Genomic DNA, 23,835 nt, shown 5'->3' with positions numbered 1-23,835 from the left:
CGCACCGCCAGCTGGCTGTCGAAGGACCGGACCGGGTCCGGCGGGCGGCTGGATGTCAGGATTCCGGGGCCCGGTGCCCGGTGCACCCCGGAGTGGGCCGCTCGGGCGGAATATCCACGGCGTCCGGGGCACGCACCGGGCTAAGGTCGGGGCATGGCTTCTGATCTGGCGGACGGCCCTCCTCCCCCGGCCGCACCGGGTTCCTCCCGTCCGGCCGCAGCGGGTTCCTCCTCCGGCGCCGGGGCGGATGACCCCGGTGGCTCCGGGGACGCGGGCGCGAGCACCGAGCGCGGGGGCACCGGACCGGTGGTGGCCCCCGACCCCGCGCAGGGCAGCGTCCGGGTGGACAGCTGGATCTGGTCGGTGCGCCTGGTGAAGAGCCGGTCCCTGGCGGCGGCCGCGTGTCGGGGCGGCCATGTCCGGGTCAATGGCGAGCGGGTGAAGCCGGCCCACGCGGTGCGCGTCGGCGACGAGGTGCGGCTGCGGCACGCGGGGCGCGAGCGCATCGTGATCGTCAAGCGCGTCCTCCGCAAGCGGGTCGGTGCACCCGTCGCCGTCGAGGCGTACGTCGACAACAGCCCGCCGCCCCCGCCGCGCGAGGCCGTGGCCGTCGCCGGTGTGCGGGACCGCGGTACCGGTCGGCCGACCAAGCGGGACCGCCGGGACATGGAACGCCTGCGGAGCACCGGGGGCCTGGGCATCACCCGGGGCCCGGAAGAGCCGACGGGCTTCGGCCGGGGGCGCGCGGGCGATCGCTGAGCACCCGGGCCCGGAGTCCACCGGACCCGTCCGGCGTCACAGCGGGAACCAGCCCCGCCCGTGGTACCAGTGCCCGCCGGACCTCAGGTGGTCGCCGATCGCCCGCTCGACGGAAGTGCGCCGGGGCAGGTCGTCCCACGCCACCGTGGGATCGCCGAAGACGAACGCCACGGGGCTGTGGTCATCGGGCTCGCTGTCGGGCGGACCGAGCCGGAACCGCTCTTGGAACCGCACGATGTTGGACCCGGGGCGCAGCAGGGTCCGGAGCTGCGTGTCCAGCAGCCAGGAGGAGCAGGCCGCGGTGCGGTACCGCTCTTCGGGGTAGTGGCGCGCGAAGAAGGAACGCGCCCGCTCCAGGGACCGGTCACAGACCTCCGGTGACAGCGGCCCCCGGAAGTCGGGGATGTGGAGACTCGCGCAGAGGTCGGTGGGGTCGCTCGCCGAGCCGGCCGCGATGACGAGCGGGGCGAGCCCTTCGAGCAGGTGCGCCCGCTGGAACTGGAGCCGTCCCAGTTGGTAGAGCTCGCCGCGGAAGGCGAGCGAGCACCAGCCGGGCGGGGTCGTTCCGGTCTCCCCGTGCCGGCGGCGGTGGACCGCGATCTGACGTCCCAGGTCGGCGAGGGAGGCGCGGGAGACCTCGTCCTCGATGCCGCGGGTCCGGTGCAACGCGCGGGTGTGCGGGAGCGCCGCCAGATAGACGAAGATCGGGAAGCAGCGTCCGAGGGGGTCGTCCCCGGTCGGCAGGGTCTGCGGCGCGATGCCCCCGCCGATCTCGTCCGGGCGGTGCAGCAGTCCGGCGACGGCCCGCTCCAGCAACAGCCGCGCACTCGGGTCCCGGTCGAACCGGTCGCGCAGCGCCAGGAGCTCGGCCACTGCTTCGTGGGGCACCGCGAGTCCCAGCAGGACGTCGGGGAGGTCGTCGACGGACGGGAGTTCCGCCCGGACGGGCGCGATGCCCGGGGCTTCCAGTGCCGCCAGCCACCGGGCGGACTGCTCGTCCGTGCGCGCCGCTTCGTCCAGCGGCGGCTTCCCCCGCTCCGCTCCCATGAACGCCCCTTGTCGTCGTGCGCCCGCGTCGGCACCCCGGGAGGACCCGGCCGCCCGTGCCCCGTTCAACGGACCGCCCGCACGAGAAGTGCCCGGACATCACCGTACGTGTCCACCCGGCTCGCCGTCCGCACCGGCCGGCACGGGAGTACCGTGCAGACGAGGAGGGTGTGTGGCGATGCGTACGGGCAGTGAGCCGATGACCGCGCGCAGTCCGCTGCGCATGCGTTTCTGGCTGAGCCTGTGGGGAATGGTCTGGGCGCTCGCCGGCACGGTCGCCTTCGCCTGGGTCGGCCGCCCCGGCTGGGCCGCGGCCTGCGCGGTGCTGTGGCTGATCACCGTGGTCGACACGGTCGTGATCGTCCGCCACATCCGGCAGGGCCCGCACTACCAGCCGGGCCGGGACGTCCCGCCCTACCTCCCGCCGTCGGAGCGTTGACGCCGTGGGGCGCTCCGCGTCCGACGCGGCGGCGTCAGTCGTCGAAGCGGGCCGCGGCGGTGTACTCGGGGTTGGGGTCCAGCGCCGCCGCGAGCCGGAAGTGCCGCAGCGCCTGCTCGGGGCGGCCCGCCCGCTCGTAGGTCCGGGCGAGCGCGAAGTGGGCGAAGGCGTTGTCGGGTTCGCGCTCCAGCACGATGGTGAACTCCAGTTCGGCGGGCCTGAGCTGGGCCGCGGCGAAGAAGGCCCGCGCGCGCAGCAGCCTGGCCGCGGTGTTCTCCGGATGGGCCGCTATGACCCGGTCCAGCAGCTTCACCGCCCCCCTGGGGTCGCGCGCGGCGAGGAGCTGCTCGGCGGCGCGGAAATCGATGACATGCGTCTCCGGGCTTCGTCCGGGTGATCCACTACGCTCGGGCACGCTCCATCCCTTCCCCTCGTTCACCCGTTCAACGCCCGTTCCTGCCGCTGGCATTCCCCGCAGCCGCTCCCCCCGGCCGCTCCCCGCGCTACCCGGTGGCCGCGCGACGGAGCAGTTCCTCCCACACCTGCGCCACCCGCTCCCCCAGTTCGTCCCGCGACACGTCGTTGTCGATCACGATGTCGGCGACGGCGAGGCGCTGTTCACGGGTGGCCTGGGCGGCCATCCGGGCGCGGGCGTCCGCCTCGCTCATGCCGCGCAGCCGCACCAGACGGTCCAGCTGCGTCTGCGGCGCCACGTCGACCACGATCACCAGGTCGTAGAGGTCCGCCAAGCCGTTCTCCGTGAGGAGGGGGACGTCCTGCACCACGACCGCGTCCTCGGGTGCCGTGGCCTTCAGTTCGGCGGACCGCTCCCGGACGAGGGGGTGCACGATGCCGTTGAGCACGGCCAACTCGTCGGGGTCCGCGAAGACGATCGCGCCCAGGGCGGCCCGGTCGAGGGAACCGTCCTCGGCGAGCACGTCCCGGCCGAAGGCGGCCGCCACGGCGGCGAGACCGGGGGTCCCCGGTGCGACCACGTCCCGGGCGATCAGGTCCGCGTCGATCAGCACCGCGCCGTGCCCCACGAGGAGCCGCGCCACCTCGCTCTTACCGGCTCCGATGCCCCCGGTCAGGCCCACTGTCAGCATGACCGCAGCTTAGAGGCAGGGGGTGCGGGGCCGCGGGGCCCGGGTCAGCCCTCGCCCTCGCGCTCCGCGAGGAACCGCTCGAACTCCAAGCCGATCTCGTCGGCGGAGGGGATCTCCGTCGGCTCCGCCAACATGTTGCCCCGGCTCTCGGCTCCGGCGGCGGCGTCGTACTGGTGCTCAAGGCCCTGCACCAGGCTGGTGAGTTCCTCGTCGCCCTCGCGGATCTGTCGGTCGATCTCGGTCTGGGTGCGGTGCGCCTCGGTGCGCAGCGCGTGCGCGACGCCCGGCAGGACGAGTCCGGTGGCGGAGGTGATGGCTTCGAGGACGGTGAGGGCGGCGTCCGGGTACGGGGAGCGCGCAATGTAGTGCGGTACGTGCGCGGCGACGCCGAGCACGTCGTGGCCCGCTTCCATCAGCCGGTACTCGACCAGGGATTCGGCGCTCCCGGGCACCTGCGCCTCCTCGAAGGGGCTGCGGTGACCCGGCACCAGGTCGGTGCGCGATCCGTGCGGGGTGAGCCCGACGGGTCGGGTGTGCGGCACGCCCATGGGGATGCCGTGGAAGTTCACGGCGAGCCGGACGCCGAGACGTTCGATGATCTGTTGGACCGCGGCGGCGAAGCGTTCCCACTCGACGTCCGGCTCGGGGCCGGCCAGCAGCAGGAAGGGCGCTCCCGTGGCGTCCTGGACGAGTCGCACCTCCAGGGCGGGCACCTCGTACTCCGTCCAGCGGTCGCGCTGGAAGGTCAGCAGCGGGCGCCGCGCCCGGTAGTCGACCAGCCGGTCGTGGTCGAAGCGGGCGACGACCTGGTGCGGCATCGAGTCGAGCAGTCGTTCGACGATCTGGTCACCGGTTTCACCCGCGTCGATGTAACCGTCGAAGTGGTAGAGCATCACCAGTCCGGCGGACTCCTGGGCCAGGGCCACGTCGACGACGGCCAGGCCCTTCGGTTCCCACGTGTACAAACCCTGCGGATCAAGCACAGCCGCTCCTCCTCGTGTCCCTCAGTCAGAACACGCTGCGGTACGAAGGAATTCCCGGAGTGACCGTCCGATCGTCCCCGCTCATCCGTCCGTTCGATCACCCGGACACGGTCGGGACGGGTGGTGGCGGTGGTGCACGGGGTGCGTCCGGGAACGGCGTCGGGCCCGCACCCCCGAGGGGGTGCGGGCCCGACGTCAGCGGCTAGCGCCTAGTGGTTGAGCCTCAGCTCTGGCCACCGGCGAGCTTCTCACGGAGCGCGGCGAGCGCCTCGTCGGAAGCCAGGGCACCGGAGTTGTCCGCGGACTCCGAGGAGTACGAACCGCCCGTGCTCGCGGCCTGGGCGGCGATGGCCTCGCCACCCTCGGCAGCAGCCTGCTCGTCGGCCTCGCGGGACTTGATGACCTGGGCCTGGTGCTGCTCGAAGCGGGTCTGCGCCTCCGCGTACTGGCGCTCCCACTCCTCGCGCTGCTTCTCGTACCCCTCCAACCAGTCGTTGGTCTCGGGGTCGAAGCCCTCGGGGTAGATGTAGTTGCCCTGGTCGTCGTAGGACGCGGCCATGCCGTACAGGGTCGGGTCGAACTCGACCGCGGCCGGGTCGGCGCCGAAGGACTCGTTGGCCTGCTTCAGCGAGAGGCTGATGCGACGGCGCTCAAGGTCGATGTCGATGACCTTGACGAAGATCTCGTCGTTGACCTGGACGACCTGCTCCGGGATCTCCACGTGGCGCTCGGCCAGCTCGGAGATGTGGACCAGGCCCTCGATGCCCTCGTCCACGCGGACGAACGCACCGAACGGAACGAGCTTGGTGACCTTGCCGGGGACGACCTGACCGATCTGGTGCGTCCGGGCGAACTGCTGCCACGGGTCTTCCTGCGTCGCCTTGAGCGACAGGGAGACGCGCTCGCGGTCCATGTCCACGTCGAGGACCTCGACGGTGACTTCCTGACCGACCTCGACGACCTCGGAGGGGTGGTCGATGTGCTTCCAGGACAGCTCGGAGACGTGGACGAGACCGTCGACGCCACCCAGGTCCACGAAGGCACCGAAGTTGACGATCGAGGAAACGACGCCGGAGCGGACCTGACCCTTCTGGAGGGTCGTGAGGAAGGTCTGGCGGACCTCGGACTGGGTCTGCTCCAGCCAGGCACGGCGGGACAGGACCACGTTGTTGCGGTTCTTGTCCAGCTCGATGATCTTCGCCTCGAGCTCCTTGCCGACGTACGGCTGGAGGTCGCGGACGCGGCGCATCTCGACCAGGGAGGCCGGGAGGAAGCCACGGAGGCCGATGTCAAGGATGAGACCACCCTTGACGACCTCGATGACGGTACCGGTGACGATGCCGTCCTCTTCCTTGATCTTCTCGATCGTGCCCCAGGCTCGCTCGTACTGGGCGCGCTTCTTCGAGAGGATCAGGCGGCCTTCCTTGTCCTCCTTCTGAAGGACAAGGGCTTCGATCTCGTCGCCGACCTTGACGACCTCGTTCGGGTCGACGTCGTGCTTGATCGAGAGCTCTCGGCTCGGGATGACACCTTCGGTCTTGTAACCGATGTCGAGCAGGACCTCGTCCCGGTCGACCTTCACGATGACGCCGTCGACGATGTCGCCGTCGTTGAAGTACTTGATCGTCTCGTCGATCGCGGCGAGGAAGGCTTCCTCGTTACCGATGTCGTTGACCGCTACCTGCGGGGTGGTGGCGGTGGTCTCGGTGCTGCTCGTCATGTGGGAAAGGGCTCCGGTACGGACATTGAAGTCGTAGGTACTGCTACGCCGGGAGCCGTTGTCGCTCTGCAGAAGCCGGACAGCCTGGGAAGTGCGGGCCCGCTTCCCTGACGGGAGAACGGAACGCACCTCGAAAACCGAGGGGACATACAACAGACGCGAGCGCAGCCTGCTAGGTCTGAGGAGCGCAGGCTCGCAGCGCAACTTGTAGCATACGGGGGCAGCCGGACAGGGTCAATGCGCGAAGGCGCACACCCGGGGCGGATCGCCGCATACCCGGCGCAAGAACTGTCGCCAGAGGCCACGGAGAACGCATCCGGCCACCCGACGCAGACCCCCGGCCGTCCGCCCCGGGCACGATCCCGTGCGGAGGTCCGGCCGGCGGGCGGACGCGGGACGCGCCCCCGGCGATTCACGGAAGAGTACGACGAGGGAGCCGATCATCCAAGAGGTCGAACAGTCCGAACCGGAAGCCACTCGGCGCACCGCATCGGGCACGGAGAGCAGCCGCGCGAACCGCGGCTGGTGGGACCGCAACGCCGACGAGTACCAGAGCGACCACGGCGCGTTCCTGGGGGACGGGAGGTTCGTCTGGGGGCCCGAGGGGCTGGACGAGGCCGACGCCCGGCTGCTGGGTCCGGCGGGCGCGCTGGAGGGTCGCGACGTCCTGGAGATCGGTGCCGGCGCGGCCCAGTGCGCGCGCTGGCTCGCGGAGCAGGGGGCGCGGCCGGTGGCACTGGACCTGTCGCACCGGCAGCTCCAGCACGCGCTGCGGATCGGCGCGGACGGCATCGCCCTGGTCGAGGCGGACGCCGGGGCGCTGCCCTTCCGTGACGGGTCCTTCGACCTGGCGTGTTCCGCCTACGGTGCGCTGCCGTTCGTCGCCGACCCGGTGCGGGTGCTGCGGGAGGTGCGGCGGGTGCTGCGGCCCGGCGGGCGGTTCGTGTTCTCGGTGACGCACCCGATCCGCTGGGCGTTCCCGGACGAGCCGGGTCCCGAGGGCCTGTCGGTGGCCGCCTCCTACTTCGACCGCACGCCGTACGTGGAGCAGGGCGAGGACGGCGAGGCGGTGTACGTCGAGCACCACCGGACGGTGGGCGACCGGGTGCGGGACGTGGTGGCCGGCGGGTTCCGGCTGGTGGACCTCGTGGAACCGGAGTGGCCGCTGTGGAACCGTCAGGAGTGGGGCGGTTGGTCACCGCTGCGGGGGCAGCTGATCCCCGGAACGGCGATCTTCGTCTGCGAACGGCACGAGTGACGCGGGTGCGCTCCGCACGTCCGGGTAAGTCATACGATCCGCTGATCCGACCCTGCCTGTGGACAACTGGAGGCACCGGTCCCGACGAAGCAGCACACTGACCGCATGATCCGAACCGACGCACTCGACCGACTCCCGGTACGCGAAGCCGTTCCGGCCTTGCTGTCCGCCCTGGAGACCCAGGGCACCGCGGTGCTCTGCGCGCCCCCGGGGACTGGCAAGACGACCCTGGTGCCGCTGGCCCTCGCGGGACTCGCGGGGTACGGGGGCGTCGGGGAGGGCGGGGACGGCGGGGTGCCCCGCCGGGTGGTCGTCGCGGAGCCGCGGCGGATCGCGGCGCGGGCCGCGGCGCGCCGGATGGCGTGGCTGCTCGGGGAGCAGCCCGGCGAGAGCGTCGGTTTCACGGTGCGCGGGGAACGGGTGGTGGGCCGGCGGACCCGGGTCGAGGTGGTCACGACCGGGGTCCTCCTCCAGCGCCTCCAGCGGGACCAGGAGTTGGCGGGGGTGGACGCCGTGGTCCTGGACGAGTGCCACGAACGGCACCTGGACGCGGACACGGCGGCCGCGTTCCTCCTCGACGTCCGGGGCACCCTCCGCCCGGACCTGCGTCTGGTGGCCGCTTCGGCGACGACCGACGCGCGCGGGTGGGCGGAGCTGATGGGCGGGGCGCCGGTGATCGAGACGGCCGGCACCTCCCATCCGGTGGACGTGGTGTGGGCACCGCCGCCCCGGGTGGTGCGTCCTGCGCACGGCATGCGCGTCGACCCGGCGATGCTGACGCACGTCGCGTCCGTGGTGCGCCGCGCACTGGCCGAGCGGACGGGGGACGTCCTGTGCTTCCTCCCCGGGGTCGGTGAGATCGCGCGGGTCGCGGGCCAGTTGGCGGACCTCACGGAGCGCAGCGACACGGAGGTCCTCCAGGTGCACGGGCGGGCGCCGGCCGGGGTGCAGGACGCGGTGCTGGCCGGTGGGTCCCGCCGCCGGGTGGTCCTGGCGACGTCGGTGGCGGAGTCGAGCCTGACGGTGCCGGGCGTGCGGGTCGTGGTCGACTCGGGTCTGGCCCGGGAACCGCGGACGGACCACGCCCGGGGCCTCGGCTCCCTGACGACCGTGCGGGCGTCCCGGGCCGCGGCCCGGCAGCGGGCGGGCCGGGCGGGGCGGGAGGCGCCGGGCGCGGTGTACCGCTGTTGGTCACCGGCGGAGCACGACCGCTTGCCCCCGTTCCCCACGCCCGAGATCAAGGTGGCCGAACTGACCGCGTTCGCGCTCCAGTCGGCGGTGTGGGGCGATCCGGACGCGACCGGGCTGGCCCTGTTGGACGCCCCGCCGGCGGGTGCGATGGCCGCGGCCCGGTCGGTGTTGACGGCGATCGGCGCGGTGGACGGGGCCGGGCGGGTCACCGAACGCGGGGTGCGGTTGGCGCGGGTCGGAGTGCACCCCCGGCTCGGGCGGGCCCTGCTGGACGGGGCGGCCGAGGTCGGTGGGCGCCGCGCGGCCGAGGTGGTGGCCCTGCTGAGCGAGGAACCTCCTCGGGAGTACGGGGACGACCTCGCCGCGGTGTGGCGGTCCGCGCGGCGCGGCGACGACGGGTACGCGGCCCGGTGGCGCTCGGAGGTGCGCCGGCTGACCGCCGCCCTGGACGGGGCCGGGCCCTCGACGGGAGCCGGGACGGGCCGGGGTGCCGTGTCGACGGGACCCGGGGCCGGGGCGACGGGACCCGAGGGGCCGACGGGGCGGGGGGCCGTGTCGACGGGGCGGGGGGCCGGGCCGGACGACTCGCCGGCCGACGACCGGGACCGGGCCGGTGGCCTGGTGGTGGCGCTGGCGTTCCCCGAACGGCTGGCGCACGGGCGGGGCGAGGGCGACTACCGGATGGTGTCGGGGACCCGTGCGGAGTTGGGTGGCGGTTCGGCGCTGCGGGGCGTCCCGTGGTTGGCGGTGGCGGTCGCGGACCGTCCGGCGGGCGCCGGGCATGCCCGGGTGCGGCTGGCCGCCGTGGTGGACGAGGACGTCGCGCGCCGGGCCGCGGGGTCCCTACGGACGGAGGGCGAGGAGGTCGCCTGGTCCGAGGGGGACCTGATCGCCCGCCGGGTGGAACGGCTGGGGGCGGTGGAACTGACCGTGCGCCCGCTGCGCGACCCCGACCCCGGGTTGGTCCGGGAAGCCCTGCTCCAGGGGCTGCGACGGGAGGGGCTCGGGCTGCTGCGGTGGGACCGGGACGCGTTCGTGCTGCGGCAGCGCCTGGCGTTCCTGCACCGCACGGTGGGCGGGGACTGGCCCGACGTGTCCGACGATGCGCTGCTCGCCCGGGCCGACGAGTGGCTGGAGCCCGAGCTGGGGCGCGCCCGGGGTCGGGCGCAGCTCGCTCGGATCGACGCGGGGCAGGCGCTCACCCGGCTGCTGCCGTGGGCGGGCGGAGAGGCGGCCCGGCTCGACCTGTTGGCACCGGAGCGGATCGAGGTGCCGAGCGGTTCCCGCATCCGGGTGGACTACGCGGACCCCGAACGTCCCGTGTTGGCGGTGAAGTTGCAGGAGATGTTCGGGCTGGCGCGGACCCCGGAGGTGGCGGGGGTGCCGCTGCTGGTGCACCTGTTGTCCCCCGCGGGACGGCCGGCGGCGGTGACGGCCGACCTCGCCTCGTTCTGGGCGGAGGGGTACCACGCGGTGCGGGCCGAGCTGCGGGGGCGCTACCCCAAGCACCCGTGGCCGAAGGACCCGGCGGCGGCCCAACCCACCCGGCACACCACGGCGCGGGCCGGCAGCTGAGCGCCGCGCCGCTGCCCGGCGGGGCCGACGGGCCGGAGGTGCGCGGGGCCACCGGTGCGGCGCCCCCGCGTCCGTGGTGCCGGTGGACGCGGGGGCGGGCGGGGCGGCGGATCAGGTCGCGGGCGGGGCCTCGACCTTCAGTTCCACCGTGAGCGTGGCGCCCCCGGTGGTGGTGATGCGCAGCAGGAACGTGCCGATGGCGTCGTCGGCGTGCAGCTGTGGCAGCCGCAGCAGTCCGTCCTTGTCGGTGACGAGGCCGGTGAGGGTGCGCACGGGCTTGCCTGCGGCGTCCTTGAAGTGCGGGCCCTTGTCGTTCGGGGTGGCGTCCTGGGCCGACGTGACCAGGGTGGCCGTGGCCGCGACGCGGGCGGCGGCAGCTCCCTTGTAGGTGGCCTTGACCTCGACGGCGTCCGCGAACGGGGCGCCGGGCACGCAGATCAGTTCCTTGTCACCGGTGCGGACGAGGGCGTCGGCCTGGCGAGCGGTGACGGTCGCCGGGAGGTCGGTCCGCACCGCACGCCCGACGAGTGCGGCACGCACGAGGAAGCGGCCGACCTTCTCGCCCGCCACCAGTGCGGGCGCGGTGGCGATGCCGGACCGGTCGGTGAGGACGGTGGCGACGCGCTCGCCGCCGGGGAAGGTGGCGTCGGTGTCGCCGACGAGACTGAAGCGGACGCGCACCTTGCCCACCGGATCGCCCGACGCGTTCTGCGCGCGGACCTTGGCGGCACCGGCGAAGCTCCCGCCCGCGGTCGCCGTGAGTCGCTCGCCGCTCGCGTTCGCCAACCGCTTGACCGAGTCCGTCGGGGTCGTGGTGGGCGGGCTCGTGGGCGGAGTGGTCGGAGGGCTCGTGGGCGGGGTCGTCGGCGGAGTCGTGGGCGGGGTGGTGGGCGGGGCGCTCGGGTCGACGCCACCGGGCGGCTCGGTGGGGTCGCCGGGGTCGGGCGACGGGGTCGCGCCGGGCTTGGAAGGGCTGCGCGGCTTGTCGTTGTCGCCGTTGTCGCCGTTCTTGTCGTTCTTGTCGTCCCCGTTGCCCTGGTCGTTCGTGTTGTCGTCGTCGCCGGAGCGCGGGTTGGACGAACCCGAGCCGCTGCCGGCTCCGCCGCCGGTGCCCCCGTCGCTGCGGTCCCGGGGCACGGAGCCGGAGCCGTCGGGGATCTCGTGGGTGCCCTCGCGGTAGTACTCCAGCCACGACAGCACGGTGTTCGCGTACTCGGTGGACCGGTTGTAGCTGAGGATCGCCGCGCGGAGTTGGGGCGCCTTCGTGAGGTCCCGACCGCCCGCGCAGAGGTACCGTCCGGCGGCGAGCGCGGCGTCGTAGATGTTGTTGGGGTCGCGCTTGCCGTCTCCGTTGGCGTCGGCGCCCCAGCCCTGACCGTCCGGTCCGCCCTGGCCCCAGGTGGAGGGGATGAACTGCATCGGTCCGACGGCGCGGTCGTACGTCGAGTCGCCGTCGAACGCCCCGTTGTCGGTGTCCGAGATGTTGGCGAAGCCGTTGCCGTCGAGGACGGGACCGAGGATCGGGGACGTCGTCGTGCCGTTGCCGTCGACCTGGCCGCCGCGGGCGTGGCCCGATTCGACCTTGCCGATCGCGGCGAGCAGTTCCCAGGGGAGGTTGCACTCCGGCTGGGAGGAACGCAGCGAGGATTCGGCCCGCTTGTAGGCGTCGAGCACGGTCGCCGGTATGCCCGATTCCGATCTTCCCCCGTTGGCCGACTCACCTGCGGTGGGCGGTACGGCCGGGCTCTTGAGCGGCGGCAGTTCGGTGTAGTAGGGCGAGTCACCGGTGGCCGAAGGGTCACCGCCCTGGAAGCCCGGTGCGTTGTCGGCGGCCTGGAGCCCGGACGCCGAGTCGGTGACTCCTTGCGCACCGGGTGCGCCCGACGCGGACAGTGCCGCCACGGCCAACGCCGCGACGGCGGTGGTCGCCGCTCCCTTGCACAGCCTTCTGCCGAGGTACGCCGCCATTGAACCAGTTCTCCTCTCCGCCGCTGACAGATCCCGCGCGCGCGGTCCCTCACGCACGCTGTGACCCTACGGCAACTTCCTGTGCGGAGACATGGGTTCACACCCGATTTAAGGTGATTGATTCACCTATGGGGGACGGGCGACTGTGCAGCCCGGCGGTAGGCGTTTCCCCGTCGGGGACCGCTCATCGGATTCCGCGCGGCGGACGCCCCGTCAGTTCCCAGCGGCCCGCCCCAAGCGACGAGCGACGGGCGACGGGCGACGGCATGCGGACGGCGAGCGGCGAGCCCGGTACGCGTCGGGCCGGAGCGACCGGAGCGGCGCGCGGGTTCAGCCCGTACGACGCGGTGGGCGGTTGCGCGCGCCACCCCCGCGAAGGCGCCGGGCGAAGGAGTGCGGCAGGGCGGTCGTCCCCGGCGGCCAGCGGAAGGCGGTCGGGGACGCGCGGCGCACGCTCGCCGCCGCACACCGTGCCCCGCTCCCGCGCGCCCTCCCCCACGGCCGCAGCGCGCGCAGCCGGCGCGACCACGACGGAGCCGCCCCACCGCCCGGAGGCGGTGGGGCGGCGAGATCCCGTTCCCGGTCGGCGCGGCGCAGCACCGCGGACCGCGCGCCCTCGGCGGCGGCACCCACCGCGGATATCGGTGCCAGCAGCACCGCCACCGCCGTGGCGAGGCCCGCGGTGAGGCCCGCACGCAGGTTGAGACCCATGCACGGCATCCTCGCGGTGCGACTCGCCGGTGTCCCGGGGGCACGGTCCAAGCGGGTGACCCGCCCCGGTGCCGCCGGGGACCGGAGCCGTCAGTGCGCGGCGGACTCCCAGTCGCGGCCGGACCCCACGGACACGTCCAGCGGGGCTCGCAGCTGCACCGCGGCCGCCATCTCGCGGCGGACCAGTTCCTCCAGGGGTTCCCGCTCCCCGGGCGCCACCTCCAGGACGATTTCGTCATGGACCTGGAGGAGCATGCGCGAGGCCAGCCGGGCCTCCTGCATCGCACGGTCGACGTTCAGCATGGCGATCTTGACGATGTCCGCGGCGGTGCCCTGGATCGGTGCGTTCAGGGCCATGCGCTCGGCCATCTCACGGCGCTGGCGGTTGTCGCTGTTGAGGTCGGGGAGGTAACGGCGACGACCGAACAGGGTCTCCGTGTAGCCCGTGGCGCGGGCCTCCTCCACCACGCGGTGGAGGTAGTCGCGGACTCCGCCGAAGCGTTCGAAGTAGGTGTCCATCAGGGCGCGGGCCTCCCCCGCCTCGATGGTGAGCTGCTGGGAGAGGCCGAAGGCCGACAGTCCGTACGCGAGGCCGTAGGACATGGCCTTGATCTTGCGGCGCATCTCCGCATCCACCGCGGACCGCTCCACCCCGAAGACCTGCGAGGCGACGGTGCTGTGCAGGTCCTCGCCGGAGGTGAACGCCTCGATGAGGCCCTCGTCCTCCGAGAGGTGGGCCATGACCCGCAGCTCGATCTGGCTGTAGTCCGCGGTCATCAGGGACTCGAAGCCCTCACCGACGACGAACCCCCGACGGATGGCACGGCCCTCGTCGGTGCGGACCGGGATGTTCTGGAGGTTCGGTTCGGTGGAGGACAGCCGTCCCGTGGCCGCCACCGTCTGGTTGAAGGTGGTGTGGATCCGGCCGTCCGCCGCGACCGTCTTGATCAGGCCCTCGACCGTGACGCGCAGCTTCGCCTGCTCGCGGTGGCGCAGCATGACGACGGGCAGTTCGTGGTCGGTCTGGGTGGCGAGCCAGGCCAGAGCGTCCGCGTCGGTGGTGTACCCCGTCTTGGTCTTCTTGGTCTTCGGGAGGTCCAGCTCGCCGAAGAACACCTCCTGGAGCTGCTTGGGCGAGCCGAGGTTGAACTCGTGGCCCACCGAGGCGTGCGCCTCCTTCACGGCCTGCTGGACCGCACCGGCGAACATCTGCTCCATGGATTCCAGATGGGCCCGGTCGGCCGCGATGCCGTGCCGCTCCATCCGCGCCAGCAGCTCCGAGGTGGGCAGTTCCACGTCCCGCAGCAGGTCCGCGGCGCCGACCTCCGGCAGCCGCACCTCGAAGGCCCCGCCGAGGTCGAGGACGGCCCGGGCCTGCACCATCAGTGCGTCCGCCTCCGCCTGCTCGTCCGCGCCGAACGCCAACTGGCCGTCGGCCGCCGACGCGGGCGCCAGCTCCCGGCCGAGGTACTCCAGCGTCAGCGCGTCGAGCGCGAAGGAGCGGCGGCCCGGCTTCACCAGGTACGCGGCGAGCGCGGTGTCCATCGTGATGCCGTCGATGCCCCAGCCCTGCTCGGCGAAGACCCGCATCACGTTCTTGGCGTTGTGCAGCACCTTCGGGGCCGCGGGGTCGGCCAGCCAGGCGGCGAACGCGTTCTCGTCGGCCTGGTCGAGCTGGGCCGGGTCGAACCAGGCCGCCGCCCCGTCCGCCGCGGCGAGCGCGATCTCGGTGACCGTGCCCGAGCCGAGCGACCAGGTGTCCACCACGGCCAGGCCGAGGGGCCGGCCGCCGTGTGCGGCGAGCCAGGGGGCGACCTCGCCCGTGGCCAGTACCGTGCCGTCGACCTCGACGCCCGCCTCGACCACCGGCTCCTCGGCGATCGCGCCCGGGTCCACCGCGAGCAGCCGCTCCCGCAGCGACGGGTTGCGGATCTCCAGCGTGTCCAGGACCATCGCCACGGCCTTGCGGTCGTAAGGGGCGCGGGCCAGCTCGGGGACCGTGCGCGGCAGTTCCACGTCCCGGGTCAGTTCGGTGAGCCGGCGGTTCAGCTTCACGGCGTCCAGGTGGTCGCGGAGGTTCTGGCCGGCCTTGCCCTTGACCTCGTCGACGCGTTCCACCAGTTCCGCGAACGAACCGAACTGGTTGATCCACTTCGCGGCCGTCTTCTCGCCCACTCCGGGGATGCCGGGCAGGTTGTCGGACGGGTCGCCGCGCAGGGCGGCGAAGTCCGGGTACTGCGCGGGCGTCAGGCCGTACTTCTCCTGCACCTTCTCCGGGGTGAACCGGGTCAGCTCCGACACGCCCTTCGTCGGATAGAGCACCGTGGTGTGTTCGCTGACCAGCTGGAACGAGTCGCGGTCGCCCGTGACGATCAGCACCTCGAAGCCTTCGGCCTCGGCGCGCGTCGCCAGGGTCGCGATGACGTCGTCGGCCTCGAAGCCGTCGACCGCGAAGCGCTCCGCGTGCATCGCGTCGAGCAGTTCGCCGATCAGCTCGACCTGGCCGCGGAACTCGTCGGGGGTCTTCGAACGGTTCGCCTTGTACTCGGTGAACTCCTCGGAGCGCCACGTCTTGCGGGAGACGTCGAACGCCACCGCGAAGTGCGTGGGCGCCTCGTCACGCAGGGTGTTCGCCAGCATCGACGCGAACCCGTAGATCGCGTTCGTCGGCTGGCCCGTCGCGGTGGTGAAGTTCTCCGCGGGCAGCGCGAAGAACGCGCGGTACGCCAGTGAGTGCCCGTCCATGAGGAGCAGCCGCGGTCGGTCGCCGTCCGCGCCCGCTGCCGTCCCGGTCTTCTTCGATGCTGTCTCTGCCACGCCCCCGATCCTGCCACGCCCCACTGACAGCGGACTCCGCCGCCGCCCGCCGCCGGGGCCCTGTCACACCCTCGTGGGAGGATCGGGGCGCCGTGGTCACCGCGGCGACCGGACCCGCTGCTCGACGAGGAGCCGAGATGGCCAGCAAACCGCCCCAGAGCGACCCGGTGCAGGACGTCCCCGAGGTGTCCCCGCCCCCGCACTCGGCGGCCGGGCTGCCCGGCATCGGCCACAGCCTGCGCACGGCGCAGCAGCAGATGGGGGTGCGGCGCGCCGCGCTCACCCTGCTCCGGGTCAACCAGAAGGACGGCTTCGACTGCCCGGGGTGCGCCTGGCCCGAGCCCGAGCACCGGCACGCGGCCGAGTTCTGCGAGAACGGGGCGAAGGCCGTCGCCGAGGAGGCGACCCTGCGGCGGGTCACCCCCGCGTTCTTCGCCGAGCACTCGGTGGCCGACCTCGCCGAGCGCAGCGGCTACTGGCTCGGTCAGCAGGGGCGCCTCACCCACCCGATGTACCTGCCCGCGGGCGCGGAGCACTACGAACCGGTCAGCTGGGACCGGGCCTTCGCGATCGTGGCCGAGGAGCTGAACGCCCTGGGCTCGCCCGACGAGGCCGTCTTCTACACCTCGGGCCGCACCAGCAACGAGGCCGCGTTCCTGTACCAGCTGTTCGTCCGCGAGTTCGGCACCAACAACCTCCCGGACTGTTCGAACATGTGCCACGAGTCCTCCGGCTCCGCGCTCACCGAGACGCTGGGGGTCGGCAAGGGCAGCGTGCTGCTGGAGGACCTGTACCGGGCGGACCTGATCATCGTCGCCGGGCAGAACCCGGGGACGAACCACCCGCGGATGCTCACCGCGCTGGAGAAGGCCAAGGCGTCCGGCGCGAGGATCATCACGGTGAACCCCTTGCCCGAGGCCGGGATGGAACGGTTCAAGAACCCCCAGACCCCCAAGGGCCTGACGAGGGGCACCGCGCTCACGGACCTGTTCCTCCAGATCCGCATCGGCGGCGACCAGGCCCTGTTCCGGCTGCTGAACCGGCTGCTGCTCGACGCCGAAGACGGCGTCGACCGGGAGTTCGTCCGGGAGCACACCCACGGGTACGAGGAGTTCGCGGCGGTCGCCCGCAGCGCCGACTGGGACGAGACGCTGGCCGCCACCGGGTTGGAGCGCAGCGCGATCGAGGAGGCGTTGCGCATGGTCCTCGCCTCCCGGCGCACGGTCGTGTGTTGGGCGATGGGCCTCACCCAGCACAAGCACTCCGTCCCCACCATCCGCGAGGTCGTCAACCTCCTGCTGCTGCGCGGTGCGATCGGCCGCCCCGGTGCGGGGGTGTGCCCGGTGCGCGGGCACTCCAACGTGCAGGGCGACCGGACGATGGGCATCTTCGAGCGCCCGGCGCCCGCCTTCCTCGACGCCCTGGAGCGGGAGTTCGGCTTCGCGCCGCCGCGCGCCCACGGCTACGACGTGGTGCGGGCGATCCGTGCGCTGCGCGACGGCGACGCGAAGGTCTTCCTCGCGATGGGCGGCAACTTCGTCTCGGCGTCCCCCGACACCGAGGTCACCGAGGCGGCGATGCGGCGCGCCCGGCTCACGGTGCACGTCTCCACCAAGCTCAACCGTTCGCACGTGGTCACCGGGGCCCGCGCGTTGGTCCTCCCGACCCTCGGGCGCACCGAGCGCGACCTCCAGGCGCACGGCGAGCAGTTCGTCACCGTCGAGGACTCCATGGGGATGGTCCACGCCTCCCGCGGGCGCCTCGCCCCGGCGGGCCCGGAGCTGCTGTCCGAGCCGGCCATCGTGTGCCGCCTCGCGCGCGCCGTCCTCGGCGGCCGGAGCAGCACCCCCTGGGAGGAGTTCGCCGGCGACTACGCCACCGTCCGCGACCGCATCGCCCGGGTGGTGCCGGGCTTCGAGGACTTCAACGCCCGGATCGCGCGGCCCGGCGGTTTCACCCTGCCCCACGCACCGCGCGACGAGCGCCGCTTCCCCACCGCCACCGGGAAGGCCAACTTCACCGCCGCGCCCGTCGAGTACCCGCGGGTGCCCGCCGGTCGGCTGCTGCTCCAGACCTTGCGCTCCCACGACCAGTACAACACCACCGTCTACGGGCTCGACGACCGTTACCGGGGCATCAAGAACGGTCGCCGCGTGGTGCTGGTGCACCCCGAGGACGCCCGGGCGCTCGGCTTCGCGGACGGGGCGTACGTCGATCTGGTCAGCGAGTGGCGCGACGGGGTCGACCGCCGGGCGGCGGGGTTCCGGGTCGTCCACTACCCGACCGCCCGGGGGTGCGCCGCCGCGTACTACCCGGAGACCAACGTCCTCGTCCCCCTCGACTCGACCGCCGACACCAGCAACACGCCCGCGAGCAAGTCCGTGGTCGTCCGGTTGGAAGCACCCACCACCGCCTAAGCGTGCGCTCAGTCGACCTGATAGAACGGGTCCGGCACATCAGGTGTACCCGACACGCGCAGACGTGGACGAACCCGAACGGAGTGGACCCGTGGGCGAACAGCACGCCGTGAAGTTCCCGCAAGAGGTCATCGACGAGTACGCGAGCCTGGGCGTGGACCTGCCGTCCCTGTTCTCGGCCGGGCACCTCGGCACGCGGATGGGCATCGAACTCGTCGAGGCGTCCGCCGAGCGCGTCGTCGCCACCATGCCCGTCGAGGGCAACACCCAACCGTACGGACTCCTGCACGGCGGCGCCTCGGCCGTGCTCGCGGAGACCCTGGGGTCCATCGGCGCGATGCTGCACGGCGGTGCCGGCAAGATCGCGGTGGGCGTGGACCTCAACTGCACCCACCACCGCGGGGTGCGCTCCGGCGTCGTCACCGGCGTCGCCGCCCCCGTCCACCGGGGCCGTTCCACCGCCACGTACGAGGTCGTCATCACCGATTCCGAGGACCGGCGGGTGTGCACCGCCCGTCTCACCTGCCTGCTCCGCGAGGCGGGCGGCCGGGCGAGCTGACCCGGGACGGCCCCGGAGGGCGTCGCCGGTACGCGGCTGCACGGACGGGGCCGGGTGACCGCCCGGCTCCACCTCCCGGGGCCCGCCTTGTCCACCATGCGGACAGCACGGCACCCCGCCCGCCCCTCCGCACGGCGGCTCGCGGCGCTGCGGGCCCGGCGGCCCGGCGCCCCGTCGGCCCCGGTCACCCTGCGAGACGCCCACCGCGCCCCTGACCGGCCCAATCCCTCGGCGCGGACGCCCCGTCACATCCCGTTCCACACGGACCGAAGGCATCGGTGGCCCTCCGGCGCACCCGCCCGTCGGAACGATCACGCCCCCGTAGCGCGTGCACCCTCCACGCATCGGCCACCCCTGCCGCGCCCACCGGGCGGCGGACCCCCTCCGGCACCGCACCGCGCACCGGCGGGTGCCGCCCGGCGTTCGCGTCCGGAAATCGGGCACCTCGGCGGCCGCGAGACGAACTCGAACCGGGGCGAACCACCCCATCACCCCTGCATTCCGCCCGCACGGCGCCCGACGAGCACCCCGCTGCCGTGCGGGCGCGGCAGTGACGCGCGTCAAGTCGTCCACCCGGGACCCCGCACCGCCCCAGCCCGCCCCGGCAGCCGTCGAATCACGCGGGGCGGCGCGCACCCACCCCGTTCACCATTCACAGGAATCCCAGGAGTCCTTCTTCGTATCACCATCGATTCCCCCCGTTGCCGGGAAAGCCCGGACATCACACACCCCAGGAGCGGACATAGGGGGACGTTCACTTCGAACTCCCACTGAATACCGAACCCTCCTCGGGGAACTTCACGCTACGTAACACGGAAGCAATACTCATCGAACATCTCAATGTTAGCGGCATCTAAATTATCGATCATTTCCGGGTGGTCAAAACGATCATCAAACACCCCTTCTCCGGCGCCCGCCGCACCACCAAGCGGAAGTGCGGACTCTCAGAATGTGGACCACATGGAGAAAGCGCCGAAGCCGTCCGACCGACAAGGAGCGGAATCATAAATTCCGGCCCGTCATAACAAGAGAGTCACAAGCGCGCCCACGCCACTGCCCCGGGCCAGGGCTCAGGCTTAGAGTCACCGCCAGTCACCGCTCCATAGGGAGTTCGGTACCAGCCCGGCATTGTTCCGACCCAAACAGGGACGGACCTGTCGGCGGAAAGGACTGATTGTGCGACAGCGCTCTTTGCTGATACTCACCTCCGTTCTCACCACCGGAGCGCTCACCCTCACCGCTTGTGGATCACGCGACGACGGGGGCTCCGGAGACGACTCAGGCGGCGACACCACCCTCACCATCGGTGTGGACGCGCCCCTCTCCGGCGAGAATTCCGCCACCGGGCTCGGCATCCAGTACGGCGTCAAGATCGCCATTGACGACGCGAACAAGAAGAAGCTCGTCCCCGGCGTGAAATTCGTACTCAAAGCACTTGACGACAAGGCCCAGCCCGCCACCGGTCAGCAGAACGCCTCGGCCCTCGTGGCGGACAAACAGGTCGTGGGCGTGGTCGGCCCGCTCAACTCGGGCGTCGCCCAGACCATGCAGCAGGTGTTCGCCTCCGCCAACCTGGTGCAGATCAGCCCCTCCAACACCGACCCCGCGCTGACCCAGGGCAAGGACTGGCAGAGCGGCGACAAGAAGCGCCGCTACCCCACGTACTTCCGCACCGCCACCACCGACGCCCTCCAGGGCGGCTTCGCCGCGGACTACGCGTACAACGGGCTCAAGAAGAAGAAGGTCTTCGTCGTCGACGACAAGCAGACCTACGGCGCCGGCCTGGCGAAGATCTTCCGCGAGCAGTTCAAGAAGCTCGGCGGCACCGTCGTCGGCACCGACAGCGTCAACACCGGCGACAAGGACTTCGGCGCCCTCGTCACCAAGATCGAGGACGCCAAGGCCGACCTCGTCTACTACGGCGGCCAGTACGACGAGTCCCAGCTCATCACCAAGCAACTGAAGGAGGCCGGGGCGAAGATCCCGCTCTTCGGCGGCGACGGCATGTTCACCCCCACCTACATCGAGACCGCCGGCGGCACCTCCGAAGGCGACCTCGTGACCTCCGTCGGCGTGCCCGTCGACACCCTCCCCGCCGCCAAGCAGTTCATCGACACCTACAAGGCCAAGGGCTACAAGGGCGACTACGGCACCTACGGCGGCTACTCCTACGACGCCGCCACCGCCATCATCAACGCCGTCAAGGCGGTCAAGGAAGCCAACGGCGACAAGCTGCCCACCGGGAACGACCTGCGCAAGAAGGTCGTCGAAGAGGTCGGCAAGAGCAACTTCGAAGGCATCGCCGGCAAGGTCTCCTTCGACGAGTTCGGAGACACCACCAACAAGCAGCTGACCGTGTACCAGGTCAAGGGCGGCAAGTGGGAAGCCGTCAAGACCGGTACCTACAACGGCTGACCCGCCCGCACCACGACCCCCGCACCACCAGACGGCACCGGTTCCGCCCAGGGCCGCGCGGCAGGCAGATCCCCACCGCGCGGCCCCTCGTCTGGCCCCGCCCTGCCCACCCCCAGCGACAATGGAGGCCACGCGGTGAACACTCTGCCGCAGCAGCTGGCCAACGGGCTGCTCCTCGGCTCGATGTACGGGCTGATCGCCATCGGATACACGATGGTCTACGGCATCGTCCAGCTGATCAACTTCGCGCACGGCGAGATCTTCATGATCGGCGGCTTCGGCGCGCTGACCATCTACGCCTACGTCCTGCCGGCCGGCACCTCGATCTGGGCGGCCCTGCCGCTGATGCTCATCGGCGGTGGACTCTTCGCCGTCCTCTTCGCCGTGGGAGCCGAACGCTTCGCCTACCGTCCCCTGCGCGGAGCGCCACGGCTCGCCCCCCTCATCACCGCCATCGGCCTCTCCCTGGCCCTCCAGGAAGTCGTCCGCAACTTCTACCCCCGCGCCGACAAGCCCCGCGTCTTCCCCGAACTCGGCGGGGGCAGCTACGAGATCGGCACCCTCACCATCACCAACGCCGACGTCTTCCTGATCAGCATCGCCGCCGTCTGCATGACCTCCCTCGCCCTCTTCGTCCGGCGCAGTCGCACCGGACGCGCCATGCAGGCCACCGCGCAGGACCCCGACACCGCGCAGCTCATGGGCATCGACACCAACCGCATCATCGTGATCGCCTTCGCCATCGGCGGGTTCTTCGCCGCGGTCGCCGCCGTCGCCTACGGCTTCAAGTACGGTCACGTCGAGTACCGCATGGGCTTCATCATGGGTCTCAAGGCGTTCACCGCGGCCGTGCTCGGCGGCATCGGCAACATCTACGGCGCCATGCTCGGCGGCGTGGTCCTCGGCGTCGCCGAAACCCTCGCCAGCGCCTACATCGACGGCGTCCCCGGCATGGAACAGCTCGGCGGCTCCAGTTGGGCCAACGTCTGGGCCTTCTGCCTCCTCATCCTCGTCCTGCTGTTCCGGCCCCAGGGCCTGCTCGGCGAGCGCGTCGCGGACAGGGCGTGATCACCATGACGACCACCCCGCGCACCACCGCCCTGCTGCCCCTGCCGACCCCCGCGGCCCGTGCCCTGATCCTCGCCGGCGGCCCGGCGAGCATCGCCTCCCCCTTCCTCGCCTGGACCTGGACCAGCAGCTTCCCCGGAGACCTGACCGTCTACGGGTACCCCGGCGGCCTCCAGTGGATGACCCTCATAGCCGGCGTCCTCACCACCCTCTACGCACTGGCCTCCGCCGGCGTGCCCGGCGTGCGCCGGCTGAACCCGGGCGGCGGCGACGCCCCCCTCGCCCTCACCGCACTCGGCCTCTTCGCCACCACCTGGTTCACCGTCATCGCGATCGCCGTCACCCTCGGCGGCCTGGCGAACCTCGAACCGGGTGCGTACGTCGCCGCCGTGGCCGCCGCGCTGCCCCTGGTCGGCGCCCTGGCCCTCCCCCAGCAGGCACCCCCGCCCACCGACACCGGCGGGGGACGGACCGCCGCGCTGCGTCCGCTGTTCACGAAGCCCGACCGGATACCCGCAGCCTCCGCCCTCGCGCCCTGGGCCCAGCGGGCCGTGATCACCCTGGTCGCCTTCGCCGGACTGGGCGTCTTCACCTTCGGGGTGGACACCCCCTCCGAAGAGGGCGAGACCTTCATCGGCTACCTGATCGTGGTCGTCTTCGGCATCTGGGCGCTCAGCACCGCCGGGATCGTCGACCGGCTCTCCCGGCTCACCGCCGACAACCGCGCCTTCACCCTGGCCATGGGCTTCGCCGCGGCCATCGTCTTCCCGTTCACCCAGACCAACGACCACTACGCCAACATCGGCGTCAACATCCTCATCTTCGGCACCGTCGCCCTCGGCCTCAACATCGTCGTCGGCCTCGCCGGACTCCTCGACCTCGGGTACGTGGCCTTCCTCGGTGTCGGCGCCTACGCCGCCGCCCTGGTCTCCGGCTCCGAGTTCTCCCGCTTCTCCGGGGTGCAGTTCCCCTTCTGGGCCGCCGCCCTCACCGGCGCCGCCGCCTCGTTGATCTTCGGCGTCCTGATCGGCGCGCCCACCCTGCGCCTGCGCGGCGACTACCTCGCCATCGTCACCCTGGGCTTCGGCGAGATCTTCCGCATCGCGGTCAACAACCTCGACGGCGAGTCCGGCCCCGACATCACCAACGGCCCCAACGGCATCCCCGCCATCCCCGACCTCACGATGTTCGGCTTCGACTTCGGCGAGAGCCACCAGATCGCCGGCATCACCCTCGGCCGGTTCGCCAACTACTACCTGCTGATGGTCGTGATCATGGCCATCGTGGTCCTCGTCTACAACCGGGCCGCCGACTCCCGCATCGGCCGGGCCTGGGTCGCCATCCGCGAGGACGAGACCGCCGCCACCGCCATGGGCATCAACGGCTTCCGCGTCAAGCTCATCGCCTTCGCCCTCGGCGCCGCGCTCGCCGGGCTCGCCGGCACCGTCAGCGCGCACGTCACCTACAGCGTGGTCCCGAACCCCTACCAGTTCGCCGGGTCCACCCCGCCCAACTCCGCGTTCCTCCTCGCCGCCGTCGTCCTGGGCGGCATGGGCACCGTCAGCGGGCCCCTGCTCGGCGCCGCGCTCCTCTACCTGCTGCCGGAGAAGCTCGTCTTCCTCCAGGACAAGTCCCTGCTCGCCTTCGGCATCGCCCTGGTGCTCCTCATGCGCTTCCGCCCCGAAGGCATCATCGCCAACCGTCGTCAGCAACTCGAATTCCACGAGACCGGGCAACTCGACGTCCCCGATCGAGGGCTCGAACCGGGCCCCGGCGCGCACACCACCAAGGCGGGGGCGTGA

The 23,835-nt window shown here is 72.2% G+C and carries 17 protein-coding genes; 9 read left to right on the top strand and 8 right to left on the bottom strand.

Annotated features, from left to right (window positions below):
- The first annotated feature begins 153 nt into the window (after window positions 1-153).
- Window positions 154-759 (top strand): S4 domain-containing protein, encoded by a 606-nt coding sequence (locus ACFYOU_RS10960; RefSeq protein ID WP_391304780.1) that lies wholly within the window; start codon window positions 154-156, stop codon window positions 757-759.
- A gap of 36 nt (window positions 760-795) precedes the next feature.
- On the opposite strand, the gene ACFYOU_RS10955 is transcribed toward ACFYOU_RS10960, so the two are convergent.
- On the bottom strand, window positions 796-1,806 hold the full coding sequence (locus ACFYOU_RS10955) for an acyltransferase domain-containing protein (protein WP_391304779.1): 1,011 nt from the start codon (window positions 1,804-1,806) through the stop codon (window positions 796-798).
- A 178-nt stretch (window positions 1,807-1,984) separates the two neighbouring features.
- Between ACFYOU_RS10955 and ACFYOU_RS10950 the strand changes: the two genes are divergently transcribed.
- Window positions 1,985-2,245 carry a DUF6343 family protein gene (locus tag ACFYOU_RS10950; protein WP_389761368.1) on the top strand — a complete coding sequence of 87 codons (261 nt, stop codon included), beginning with the start codon at window positions 1,985-1,987 and terminating at the stop codon, window positions 2,243-2,245.
- Between the two features lie 34 nt (window positions 2,246-2,279).
- On the opposite strand, the gene ACFYOU_RS10945 is transcribed toward ACFYOU_RS10950, so the two are convergent.
- The 4 genes from ACFYOU_RS10945 to rpsA all read right to left on the bottom strand — a co-directional run bounded on the left by ACFYOU_RS10945 (window position 2,280) and on the right by rpsA (window position 6,054).
- Complete coding sequence (locus ACFYOU_RS10945) at window positions 2,280-2,660, bottom strand: tetratricopeptide repeat protein (protein WP_387006134.1); 381 nt, start codon at window positions 2,658-2,660, stop codon at window positions 2,280-2,282.
- A gap of 88 nt (window positions 2,661-2,748) precedes the next feature.
- Window positions 2,749-3,351: a dephospho-CoA kinase gene (gene coaE, locus ACFYOU_RS10940; protein WP_391304777.1), complete on the bottom strand. Its 603-nt coding sequence runs from the start codon at window positions 3,349-3,351 to the stop codon at window positions 2,749-2,751.
- A 44-nt stretch (window positions 3,352-3,395) separates the two neighbouring features.
- On the bottom strand, window positions 3,396-4,334 hold the full coding sequence (locus tag ACFYOU_RS10935; protein WP_389761373.1) for a PAC2 family protein: 939 nt from the start codon (window positions 4,332-4,334) through the stop codon (window positions 3,396-3,398).
- Between the two features lie 223 nt (window positions 4,335-4,557).
- The gene (gene rpsA / locus ACFYOU_RS10930; RefSeq protein ID WP_385485442.1) at window positions 4,558-6,054 is read right to left on the bottom strand and encodes a 30S ribosomal protein S1; all 1,497 of its coding nucleotides are present in this window, start codon (window positions 6,052-6,054) and stop codon (window positions 4,558-4,560) included.
- Window positions 6,055-6,493: 439 nt separating this feature from the next.
- On the opposite strand from rpsA, the gene ACFYOU_RS10925 reads away from it, so the two are divergent.
- Both ACFYOU_RS10925 and ACFYOU_RS10920 read left to right on the top strand, forming a co-directional pair.
- Window positions 6,494-7,312 (top strand): methyltransferase domain-containing protein, encoded by an 819-nt coding sequence (locus ACFYOU_RS10925; protein WP_391304985.1) that lies wholly within the window; start codon window positions 6,494-6,496, stop codon window positions 7,310-7,312.
- Window positions 7,313-7,417: 105 nt separating this feature from the next.
- Entirely contained in the window at window positions 7,418-10,078 is a 2,661-nt protein-coding gene (locus tag ACFYOU_RS10920) for an ATP-dependent helicase C-terminal domain-containing protein (RefSeq protein WP_391304774.1), read from the top strand.
- 111 nt (window positions 10,079-10,189) lie between these two features.
- Here ACFYOU_RS10920 and ACFYOU_RS10915 read toward each other — a convergent pair whose 3' ends face one another.
- From ACFYOU_RS10915 to polA, 3 genes are all read right to left on the bottom strand, one after another.
- Window positions 10,190-12,046: a lytic transglycosylase gene (locus ACFYOU_RS10915; RefSeq protein WP_391304771.1), complete on the bottom strand. Its 1,857-nt coding sequence runs from the start codon at window positions 12,044-12,046 to the stop codon at window positions 10,190-10,192.
- Window positions 12,047-12,376: 330 nt separating this feature from the next.
- A complete protein-coding gene (locus ACFYOU_RS10910; RefSeq protein WP_391304769.1) occupies window positions 12,377-12,757 on the bottom strand; it encodes a hypothetical protein in 381 nt (126 codons plus the stop codon).
- A gap of 90 nt (window positions 12,758-12,847) precedes the next feature.
- On the bottom strand, window positions 12,848-15,574 hold the full coding sequence (gene polA, locus ACFYOU_RS10905; RefSeq protein ID WP_391304768.1) for a DNA polymerase I: 2,727 nt from the start codon (window positions 15,572-15,574) through the stop codon (window positions 12,848-12,850).
- A gap of 137 nt (window positions 15,575-15,711) precedes the next feature.
- Here polA and ACFYOU_RS10900 point away from each other — a divergent pair, with 137 nt between their 5' ends.
- From ACFYOU_RS10900 to ACFYOU_RS10880, 5 genes are all read left to right on the top strand, one after another.
- Entirely contained in the window at window positions 15,712-17,991 is a 2,280-nt protein-coding gene (locus tag ACFYOU_RS10900; RefSeq protein WP_391304766.1) for an FdhF/YdeP family oxidoreductase, read from the top strand.
- Window positions 17,992-18,082: 91 nt separating this feature from the next.
- Window positions 18,083-18,550 (top strand): hotdog fold thioesterase, encoded by a 468-nt coding sequence (locus ACFYOU_RS10895; protein ID WP_391304764.1) that lies wholly within the window; start codon window positions 18,083-18,085, stop codon window positions 18,548-18,550.
- A gap of 1,191 nt (window positions 18,551-19,741) precedes the next feature.
- Window positions 19,742-20,965 carry a branched-chain amino acid ABC transporter substrate-binding protein gene (locus ACFYOU_RS10890; protein ID WP_389761654.1) on the top strand — a complete coding sequence of 408 codons (1,224 nt, stop codon included), beginning with the start codon at window positions 19,742-19,744 and terminating at the stop codon, window positions 20,963-20,965.
- A 135-nt stretch (window positions 20,966-21,100) separates the two neighbouring features.
- Window positions 21,101-22,033: a branched-chain amino acid ABC transporter permease gene (locus ACFYOU_RS10885; protein WP_389761389.1), complete on the top strand. Its 933-nt coding sequence runs from the start codon at window positions 21,101-21,103 to the stop codon at window positions 22,031-22,033.
- Between the two features lie 5 nt (window positions 22,034-22,038).
- Window positions 22,039-23,835 carry a branched-chain amino acid ABC transporter permease gene (locus ACFYOU_RS10880; protein WP_391304982.1) on the top strand — a complete coding sequence of 599 codons (1,797 nt, stop codon included), beginning with the start codon at window positions 22,039-22,041 and terminating at the stop codon, window positions 23,833-23,835.

Origin of the sequence: Streptomyces sp. NPDC005955, from assembly GCF_042871255.1 — a bacterium.
GTDB lineage: Bacteria > Actinomycetota > Actinomycetes > Streptomycetales > Streptomycetaceae > Streptomyces.
The sequence above is the reverse complement of the archived record's forward strand: the minus strand, read 5'-3'. Positions and strand labels throughout refer to the sequence as shown.